The following is a 9,153-nucleotide window of genomic DNA, read 5'->3' on the forward strand; positions in this document are numbered from 1 at the left end:
CGTATGCAGGCATGGCAGGTGCACGAGAACGGCGAGCCGAGCGAGGTGATGCGCCTCACCGAGACCGGGCGGCCCGTACCGGGTGACGGCCAGGTGCTGCTGCGGGTGCGGGCGGCCAATGTCAACTTCCCCGACGCGCTGCTGTGCCGGGGGCAGTACCAGGTGCGGCCGCCGCTGCCGTTCACCCCGGGCGTGGAGATCTGCGGCGAGACCGAGGACGGCCGCCGGGTGCTCGCCACCCCCGCGCTGCCCTACGGCGGTTTCGCCGAGTACGCCCTCGCGGACGCCGCCGCCCTGCTGCCCGCGCCGAAGGCGCTGGACGACGCGGAGGCCGCCGCGCTGCACATCGGCTACCAGACCGGCTGGTTCGGACTGCATCGCCGGGCCCGGCTCGAAGCGGGCGAGACCCTGCTGGTGCATGCCGCGGCCGGTGGCGTCGGCAGCGCGGCCGTACAACTCGGCAAGGCGGCGGGTGCCACCGTGATCGGTGTGGTCGGCGGTGCCGAGAAGGCGGCGGTCGCACGGGAGTTGGGCTGCGACCTGGTCGTGGACCGGCGGGCCGAGGACGTCATCGCCACCGTGAAGGCGGCCACCGGCGGGCGCGGCGCGGATGTGATCTACGACCCCGTCGGCGGCGAGGCCTACGCCCAGTCCGCCAAGCTGGTCGCCTTCGAGGGCCGGATCGTGGTCGTCGGCTTCGCCAGCGGCACCATCCCGACCCCGGCGCTCAACCACGCCCTGGTGAAGAACTACGCGGTCCTGGGCCTCCATTGGGGCCTGTACAACACCAAGAACCCGGAGCTGGTCGGGCACTGCCACGAGCAGCTGACCGAGCTGGCCGCGCGCGGCGCGATCAAGCCGCTGGTGAGCGAGCGGGTGCCGCTGGCGGGGGCCGCGGCGGCCGTGCAGAAGGTGGCGGACGGCCGCAGCACCGGCCGGATCGCCGTGACGACGGAGGTGGCCGCGTGAGCGACGCCGGTGAACTGCGCGACCGCACCAGGGAGTTCCTCGCCGCGCACCCGCCCGGGCGGACCGAGCGGCTGGACTTCCTGCGCGCCCGCTTCGACGCGGGACTCGCCTGGGTGCACTACCCCGAGGGGCTGGGCGGCCTCGGCGCGCCGCGCTCCCTCCAGGCCGTGGTGGACGCCGAGTTGGAGGCGGCGGGCGCCCCCGACAACGACCCCCGGCGGATCGGCATCGGCCTCGGCATGGCCGCCCCGACGATCCTCCAGTACGGCACCGAGGAGCAGAAGCGCCGGCTGCTGCGGCCCCTGTGGACGGGTGAGGAGGTCTGGTGCCAGCTGTTCAGCGAGCCCGGCGCCGGATCCGACCTGGCCGCGCTCGGCACCCGGGCCGTCCGGGAGGGCGACGACTGGGTGGTCAACGGGCAGAAGGTGTGGACCTCCAGCGCCCATCTCGCCCGCTGGGCCATCCTGATCGCCCGCACCGACCCGGCCGTGCCCAAGCACCAGGGCATCACCTACTTCGTGTGCGACATGACCGACCCCGGCGTCGAGGTCCGGCCGCTGCGGCAGATCACCGGTGAGGCCGAGTTCAACGAGGTGTTCCTCACCGACGTCCGCATCCCCGACAGCCGCCGCCTCGGCGCGGTCGGCGAGGGCTGGCGGGTCGCGCAGACCACCCTCAACAACGAACGCGTCGCCATCGGCGGCATGCGGCTGCCCCGCGAGGGCGGCATGATCGGCCCGGTGGCGAAGACCTGGCGGGAACGCCCGGAGCTGCGCACCCATGATCTGCACCAGCGGCTGCTGAAGCTCTGGGTGGAGGCCGAGGTCGCCCGGCTCACCGGCGAACGCCTGCGCCAGCAGCTCACCGTCGGCCAGCCCGGACCCGAGGGCGCCGGCATGAAGCTCGCCTTCGCCCGCCTCAACCAGGAGATCAGCGGCCTGGAAGTGGAACTCCGGGGCGAAGAGGGCCTGTTGTACGACGACTGGACCATGCGCCGCCCGGAACTGGTGGACTTCACCGGACGGGACGCCGGATACCGCTATCTGCGGGCCAAGGGCAACAGCATCGAGGGCGGGACCAGCGAGGTCCTGCTGAACATCGTCGCCGAACGCGTCCTCGGGCTGCCCGCCGAGCCGCGCACCGACAAGGACGTCGCCTGGAAGGACCTGGCCCGATGACCGACCTGCTGTACTCACAGGAGGAGGACGCACTGCGGGCTGCCGTACGGGACCTGCTCACCGACCACTGCACCGCGGCCGATGTCGCCGCCCGCGCCGAGTCGGCGGCCCCGCACGACCTCGGCCTGTGGAAGTCCCTCGCGCAGAGCATGGGTCTGGCCGGGCTGCTGATCCCCGAGGCGCTCGGCGGTCAGGGCGCCGGCCACCGCGAAGCCGCCGTCGTCCTGGAGGAGTTGGGCCGGGCGGTCGCCCCGGTGCCGTATCTCACCAGCGCGGTCGTGGCCACCGAGGCCCTGCTCGGCTGCGGCGACGAGGAACTGCTGGGCAGCCTTGCGACCGGCCGTACCATCGGCGTGCTCGCCGTCGGGCTGCACCTCGGCCCGGGCGCCGCGGTACCGGTCGTACGAGTCGAAGACGGCACCCTGCACGGCGAGTTGACCGGCATTGCGGACGCGGCCGTCGCGGATGTGCTGCTCGTCCCGGCCGACGACGGCGGGCTGTACGCCGTGGCCGCCGACGCCGTCACCCGCACGCCCCAGGTCTCGCTCGACCTCACCCGGCCGCTCGCCACCGTCACCCTGGACCGGGTGCCCGGCCGCCGCCTCGGCGACGCCGAGCCCGCCGTACGACGCGCCCTGCGGGCCGCCGCCGGACTGCTCGCCTCCGAGCAACTGGGGCTCGCGGACTGGGCGTTGACGGAGACGGTGCGATATCTCAAGGAGCGCAAGCAGTTCAACCGGCCGGTCGGCGGGTTCCAGGCGCTCAAGCACCGGCTCGCCCAGCTGTGGCTGGAGGTGGTGAACCTGCGGGCCGCCGCCCGCGCCGCCGCCGACGCGCTGGCCACCGGCACGGACACCGACATCACGGTGGCCGTCGCCCAGGCGTACGCCGCCCCCGTCGCCGTCCGCGCCGCCGAGGAGGCGCTTCAGCTGCACGGCGGGATCGGCATGACCTGGGAGCACCCCGTGCACCTGTGCCTGAAGCGGGCCAAGGCCGACTCCCTCGCCCACGGCACCGCGGGCACCCACCGCGAGGCCCTGGCCGAACTGGTCGATCTGCGAGCCCCTTAGAGCAGCGGTAGGGCTGTAACACCTGAAACATCACACGATCGGAGGACATGTCAGCTGCCCGGCGGAACCCTCCGCTACGCCACACTTGCGGCCGAACGCCGCTCATGGGCGTGGCGGAGGAGGTTCCCGATGGCGATTTCCATCTCTGTGGTGCTGCTGCTCCTGATCCTGGCCGTGATCTTCATGCGCAACGGTTCGCTGAAGGTCTCCCACGGACTGGTGTGCGTGATGCTCGGCTTCTATCTGGCGTGTTCGAGCATGGCGCCGACCATCCACAACGGGCTCGACGCGACGGCCGCCCTGGTGAGCAGCCTGCGGCCCTGAGCCGGGTCAGCCCGTGGCGAAGACGCCGACCCCGTTCGCCACGGGCCGTTCGGCGCCGCCGCTGGGATGGTTGCGGACCGTCACGGCGGCCGCCCCGGCGCCCCGGGTGACCATCTCGGAGGAGCCGCCGCCGTCCAGGTTGAGCGCGTCGGTGGCGCCCAACGAGCGCATGGCGGCGGCCTCTTCGGCGACCGTCAGACCGGACCGGTAGGCGACGGCGCCGTCCAGGGCCAGGATCAGCAGCCGTCGCCCGCCGTCGTCGAAGCCCACCACGGTGCGTACCGCCGAGGTGGTGTCGTTCAGCCCGGCGAGTGGCGCGCCGTCGCGCAGCACCGGGAAGCCGCCGAGCGCGAAGGCGTAGGCGGCCCTGGAAGTCGCCGCGACCAGCCGGTGGGTCACCGACACCGGGTCCCCGACGGCGAGTTCACGCAACCGCCGGGCGCCGTCCTCGCGGCCCAGCAGGACCGTGGTGCCCGCCGGGATCGCGCCGCTGCCCGGGGCGCCGGCGACGGAGACCACCCGGCCGCCGCGCACCGTCACCTCGTACGTCTCGGCGCCGCACCCCGCCCCCCGGTTCGTGTCGGTGCCGCAGACCGCGCGCCCGCGCGAGGCGCTGCCCCATGCGGAGGTGTAGGCGCCGATCGAATTCTGCGGCAGCGCGTACTGGTTGAGGCCTTTCAGCGGCAGGCTGCCCGCCGGGGTGCGGACCGAGCCGGCCAGGGTGAGGCGGTCCAGGCGGGCCCGGTGGTCGGTGCCCACGCCGAGGACGTCCTCGGTGTCCGTGCCCGGTGGCAGCGCGGGTCCGAAGCGCTGGCCGTCCGGCACCGCGGCCTTGAGCACCCGGCCGTTCGCCACGGCCGGGCCGACGCTCGCCCCGGTGGGGTCCACGCCCGGGTGCTGGGTCTCGGTGATGTCGAAGAAGTCCCCGTTGACGCCCGCGACCGCTCTGGCGGCGTTCGCCATCGTGGAGACGGTGGCACGGGCGGCCACCGCGCCCGGGTGCAGCAGATCGACGCGCACCCGCGGATCGCCGAGGTCGACCGTGAGCAGATGGGCGTGCGTGGTGCCCGCGGCCGCGGGGAGGTCGAACTGCCGGTAGGTGACGCCCGGCGCGATGGTGGTGCCCGCCGGAACGGCACCGGCCGGCGCCGCCCCCGCGAGGGCCGCGCCGGCCAGTACGCCGAACGCCGTGACAACCGTGAGAACCGCTCTGCCCGCTGCCGAACGCCTGCGACGTCTGGTCACCGTGCCCCCTGATGTCTCGTCAACTGTCCCTGTGTCCAGGGGCAGTGCAGCAGACCGGGGCGGCCGGCGGGCGGACTAGGCGTCGACTACGCGAGAACGGGTGAGAAAACGCACCCCCTCGGGTGCCTCCAGGGAGAATCCGCTGCCCCGGCCCGGGACGACGTCCACGATGAGCCGGGTGTGGCTCCAGACCTCGTACTGGCTGCGCGACATCCAGAAGGTGACCGGCTCCGCCACCCCCGACACGTCCAGTTCGGCGAGCAGCACGTCCGAGCCGCCGGTGCGGAACTCGCCGTCCGGGTAGCACATGGGCGCGCTGCCGTCGCAGCAGCCGCCGGACTGGTGGAACATCAGCGGTCCGTGCTGGGCGCGCAGCCGGCGCACCAGTTCCTGGGCGCGCTCGGTCAGTTGTACGCGCGGGACTTCCTCTTCCATGGCACCGTCCTGGAAACCCGGGGCGTCCGACCCGGCCAGTCTCACGGATGCTCAGGGCGCCGTCCAGAGCGCGCGCCCGTGCGCATCAGCAGCGCGTAGGCGACGGCGGACACCACGAGGCCCGCCGGGAGGGCGAGGTCCACCCCGCCGAAGGCGGTGGCCAGCGGGCCGGTGTAGACCGTGTCGACGCACAGCGCGGAGGCGGCCACGCCCAGGCAGAGGGCCAGCGCGCCACGCCAGTTGACGCCACCGGTGAACCAGAAGGGCCCGGCCGGGCTCTCGTCGGCGAGCGCGGGACCGTCGTACCGGTTGCGGCGCAGCACGATGTCGACGGCGTACACGGCCGTGCTGGGCCCGAGCAGCACCACGGTCAGCTGGAGCACATCGCCGACCGTGTCCAGGAAGTTCGAGACCAGCAGCGCGTACAGGGTGAGCGAGACGGACACCGTGCCGTCGATCAGGACGCTGACCTGGCGGCGGATGCGCAGACCGACGGCCTGGAGGGCGAGACCCGCGCTGTAGGCGGTCAGCGCGTTCAGGGCGATGGTGCCGAGGACCAGCGCGAGCAGGAAGACCGGCCGGAACCAGGCGGGCAGCAGCGGCTGGAGGGAGGATTCCGGGTCGTTCATGTCGACGGCACTCGCGGCACACGCGCCGAGCCCGCACACCACCACACCGGGCAGGAACCCGCCGAACGCCGTCCAGCCTGCCACCGCCCGCGCCGGGGTGGCGCGCGGCAGGTAGCGGGAGAAGTCGGCGCTGGTGGTGTACGACAGGGGACCCGAGGCGATCAGGGCGACACCGGCGAGGACCGTCGCCCACAGCGCGTTGCCGCTCAGCGGACGCTCCGGGACGTACCCGAAGTCCGTGTGCCGCAGCACCGCGACCGCGAGGACCGCGAACACGGCCGTCAGGGCGAGGGCGATCGGCAGATAGAGACGGACGATGGCGGCATGGCCGTAGACGCTGATGGCGAGGGTGAGCGCGGCGATGAGCACCACCACGAGCGCCTTCACCGCCGTGTTCACCGGCAGCCCGGTGTCGCCCACCAGGGAGAAGGCGGCGGTGGCCGCGGCGGCCAGGTTGAGCGCGAAGTAGCAGACGGAGATCAGCCAGCCGGTCACCGCGTTGTTGACCCGGTTGCCGCGCACCCCGTACAGCGTCCGCGTGATGACCTCGCTCGGCGCGCCCGCCGCCGGTCCTGGCACCGCGAGCAGCCCGGTGAGCAGCCAGAACAGATTGCCCACGACGATCACCGCGAGCGCCTGCCACAGGCTCAGGCCCATCAGCACCAGCGCCCCGCCGATCACCAGGCTCAGATAGTTGACGTTGGCCGCGGCCCACACCGAGAACAACTCCCGTGGCCTGCCCCGGCGTTCGGAGTCCGGTATGTGGTCGATGCCGTGCGACTCCACGCCGCCGGAGCCCCGGGACACGGGGACGGTCTCCTCGGCGGACAGGGTCCGCGCATCGGGACTCGGGTCGGGGAGCGTGGACGCCATGGGGCCCTCCGTTAGCGGCGGTGAGGGAGGCAGGTCGCTTATTGGGCGGGCGACCAGTTGCTTATTGGTCGGTCACTCAATAGCATCGCCGTCATGTCGTCAAGCGTTCAGCGCAAACGAATCCGCAAGGACCCGGCGGCCCGGCGGGCCGAGATCGTGGACACGGCCGCCGCGATCGCCCTGGCCGAGGGCCTCGAATGCATCACCCTGCGCCGGATCGCCGAGGAACTGGCGGTGCGGCCCGGGCTGATCAGCCACTACTTCCCCTCCGCCGAGGAACTGGTGGCGGAGGCGTTCGGCAGCGCGGCCACCGGGGAACTGGACCGTCTGCTGCCCGCCGGGCCGCGCGACGACCGACCCGTCGAGCGGCTGGCCCGCTTCCTCGACCACACCTCGGGGGAGACGTACGACGCGATCAGCCGGCTCTGGCTCAACGCCCGCCACCTCAGCCGCTACCGGCCCCCGTTGCGCGACCGGGTCGCCCGCCAGGAGGCCGACTGGCGCGGCCGCCTCGAAGGGCTGATCCAGGACGGCGTGGCCGCCGGTGAGTTCCGTACCGAGGACCCGCTCGCGGTCGCCCTCCAGATCCTCGTCGTCCTCGACGGGCTCAGCGTCGACGTCAACACCGCCGGCGTCACCGACGCGGCACTCCCGGCCGCGGTGCACCGGATGGCGCACCGCACGGCCGAGCGTGAACTCGGCCTGGAGGAGGGCGCGTTGGAGCGCGCTGCGACCACAGGCTGACGCCCCCCGCCTGCCCTGATGCCTGATGCCTGATGCCTGATTTCCGATGCCCGAAGTTCTGAAGTCCGAAGTCTGAAGGAGTCCCCGTGCCCGCCGACCTCGTCCTGCTCTCCGCCCGGCTGCTCGACCCGGCCACCGGTGGTCTCCTGCCGCACACCGCGCTCGCCGCGCGGGACGGGCGCATCGTGCTGCTCGGCGACGACCGGGAGGCCCGCGCGCTCGCCGGACCCCGCAGCACCGTGCTGGACCTGCGCGGCGCGGTCATCGTGCCGGGCCTGACCGACGGGCATCTGCACCCGGTCTCCGGCGCCGAGCGCACCATGGGCGTCGACCTCTCCGGCTGCCGCGACCTGACCGCCGTACGGGACGCGCTCGCCGGGGCCGCGCGGGAACTGCCGCCGGGCGCCTGGCTGCGCGGCTGGGGCCTCGACCCCAACGCCTTCGGCACCGCCCCGGTCGGGCACGCGGCCCTCGCCCCCGTCCTCGACGGCGTCCCCGCCCTCCTCGACCTCTTCGACGGCCACTCGCTGCTCGCCAGCGAACGCGCCCTGGAACTGGCGGGCATCGACGGGCCCCGCACCTTCGCCCAGGGCTCGGAGATCGTGTGCGACACCGAGGGCCGGCCCACCGGACTGCTCCTGGAGGACGCCGCCTGCGAGTCCGCCGAGGCCGCCGCGCCCAAGCCGACCGAGGCCCAGATACGGGCGCGGACCGCCGAGGTGCTGCACGCCATGGCCGCGGCCGGCCTCACCGGCGGACACGCCATGGACGGCACCGGCCTCGACGTCTACGCCGCCCTGGAGGCCGAGGACGCGCTGCCCCTGCGGCTGCGGGTCCACCCCTGGTGCCGCCCGGAGACCGACGACGACGCCCTCGCCGAACTGATCCGGCTCCAGGGCACCGGCGGCGCGCTGTGGCGGGTGACCGGCGTGAAGCTGTTCATGGACGGCACCATCGACAACGGCACCGCCTGGCTGGAGGCCCCCGACCGGCATGGCGAGTCCGCGCGTGCCTTCTGGCCCGATCCGCTGCGCTACACCCAGGTGATCGCCGCCCTGCACCGCGCCGGGGTGCCCACGGCCACCCACGCCATCGGCGACGCGGCCGTACGGCATGTGCTGGACTCCGTGGAGAAGGCGCGGGCCGAGCACCCGAGCGGCCCGCGGCACCGCGTCGAGCACATCGAGACCGTGCCGGACGACACCGTACGGCGGTTCGCGCCGCTCGGGGTCGCCGCGTCCATGCAGCCCACGCACTGCTGCGAGTTCACCCGCGCCGACCACACCGACAACTGGTCGCGGCGGCTCGGCGAGGAGCGGGCGGGGCGCGCGTTCCGCTGCCGTGACCTGTGGGCCACCGGGGCGACGGTGGTGCTGGGCTCCGACTGGCCCATCGCGCCGTACCCGCCGCTCCAGGTCATGGCCGGCGCCCGGCACCGCCGCCCCGCCGATCTCTCCCTGCCGCCGCACGGCCCCGAGCAGGCCCTCACCGGGCTCCAGGCGCTGCGGGCGATGACCGTGAACGCCGCCTGGGTCGCGGGGGAGGAGGAGCAGGCGGGGCGGCTCGCCGTCGGGTACCGCGCCGACCTCACGGTGCTCGCGGAGGGCCCCCTGGCCGTGGCCGACACCGAGCTGGCGGGGGTGCCGGTGGTGCTCACGGTGGTGGCGGGGCGGGTGAGGCATCGGG

The 9,153-nt window shown here is 73.8% G+C and carries 9 protein-coding genes; 6 read left to right on the forward strand and 3 right to left on the reverse strand.

The genetic code is table 11. The features are described 5' to 3' along the window. Window positions 1-3 precede the first annotated feature (3 nt). The 4 genes from CCN72_RS07515 to CCN72_RS07530 all read left to right on the forward strand — a co-directional run bounded on the left by CCN72_RS07515 (window position 4) and on the right by CCN72_RS07530 (window position 3,541). Entirely contained in the window at window positions 4-969 is a 966-nt protein-coding gene (locus CCN72_RS07515; RefSeq protein ID WP_086806833.1) for an NADPH:quinone oxidoreductase family protein, read from the forward strand. Beyond that, window positions 966-2,147 carry an acyl-CoA dehydrogenase family protein gene (locus tag CCN72_RS07520; RefSeq protein WP_086806834.1) on the forward strand — a complete coding sequence of 394 codons (1,182 nt, stop codon included), beginning with the start codon at window positions 966-968 and terminating at the stop codon, window positions 2,145-2,147. The genes CCN72_RS07515 and CCN72_RS07520 overlap by 4 nt, the downstream gene beginning before the upstream one ends. Then, window positions 2,144-3,217, forward strand: a complete 1,074-nt coding sequence (locus tag CCN72_RS07525) for an acyl-CoA dehydrogenase family protein (protein ID WP_086806835.1) — start codon at window positions 2,144-2,146, stop codon at window positions 3,215-3,217. The genes CCN72_RS07520 and CCN72_RS07525 overlap by 4 nt, the downstream gene beginning before the upstream one ends. A gap of 129 nt (window positions 3,218-3,346) precedes the next feature. After that, a complete protein-coding gene (locus CCN72_RS07530) occupies window positions 3,347-3,541 on the forward strand; it encodes a hypothetical protein (protein ID WP_037658873.1) in 195 nt (64 codons plus the stop codon). 6 nt (window positions 3,542-3,547) lie between these two features. Here the strand turns inward: CCN72_RS07530 and CCN72_RS07535 are convergent, their stop codons facing one another. From CCN72_RS07535 to CCN72_RS07545, 3 genes are all read right to left on the reverse strand, one after another. Continuing rightward, a complete protein-coding gene (locus tag CCN72_RS07535) occupies window positions 3,548-4,786 on the reverse strand; it encodes a phosphodiester glycosidase family protein (RefSeq protein WP_086806836.1) in 1,239 nt (412 codons plus the stop codon). Window positions 4,787-4,861: 75 nt separating this feature from the next. Then, window positions 4,862-5,221 (reverse strand): DUF779 domain-containing protein, encoded by a 360-nt coding sequence (locus CCN72_RS07540; RefSeq protein WP_037658874.1) that lies wholly within the window; start codon window positions 5,219-5,221, stop codon window positions 4,862-4,864. A gap of 41 nt (window positions 5,222-5,262) precedes the next feature. Then, window positions 5,263-6,723: a purine-cytosine permease family protein gene (locus CCN72_RS07545; protein ID WP_086806837.1), complete on the reverse strand. Its 1,461-nt coding sequence runs from the start codon at window positions 6,721-6,723 to the stop codon at window positions 5,263-5,265. 93 nt (window positions 6,724-6,816) lie between these two features. On the opposite strand from CCN72_RS07545, the gene CCN72_RS07550 reads away from it, so the two are divergent. After that, window positions 6,817-7,467 (forward strand): TetR/AcrR family transcriptional regulator, encoded by a 651-nt coding sequence (locus CCN72_RS07550; RefSeq protein WP_086806838.1) that lies wholly within the window; start codon window positions 6,817-6,819, stop codon window positions 7,465-7,467. Window positions 7,468-7,553: 86 nt separating this feature from the next. Continuing rightward, a partial coding sequence (locus tag CCN72_RS07555; RefSeq protein ID WP_086806839.1) for an amidohydrolase occupies window positions 7,554-9,153 on the forward strand: 1,600 nt, incomplete at its 3' end.

This window comes from Streptomyces murinus (assembly GCF_002154555.1).
In the GTDB taxonomy this organism is placed as follows: Bacteria; Actinomycetota; Actinomycetes; order Streptomycetales; family Streptomycetaceae; genus Streptomyces; species Streptomyces murinus.

What these genes read in the sequence shown, in the direction of transcription:
- CCN72_RS07540 (WP_037658874.1), bottom strand. Translation starts at nt 5,221, where the DNA reads ATGGAAGAGGAAGTCCCGCGCGTACAACTGACCGAGCGCGCCCAGGAA.
- CCN72_RS07515 (WP_086806833.1), top strand. Translation starts at nt 4, where the DNA reads ATGCAGGCATGGCAGGTGCACGAGAACGGCGAGCCGAGCGAGGTGATG.
- CCN72_RS07530 (WP_037658873.1), top strand. Translation starts at nt 3,347, where the DNA reads ATGGCGATTTCCATCTCTGTGGTGCTGCTGCTCCTGATCCTGGCCGTG.
- CCN72_RS07550 (WP_086806838.1), top strand. Translation starts at nt 6,817, where the DNA reads ATGTCGTCAAGCGTTCAGCGCAAACGAATCCGCAAGGACCCGGCGGCC.
- CCN72_RS07545 (WP_086806837.1), bottom strand. Translation starts at nt 6,723, where the DNA reads ATGGCGTCCACGCTCCCCGACCCGAGTCCCGATGCGCGGACCCTGTCC.
- CCN72_RS07525 (WP_086806835.1), top strand. Translation starts at nt 2,144, where the DNA reads ATGACCGACCTGCTGTACTCACAGGAGGAGGACGCACTGCGGGCTGCC.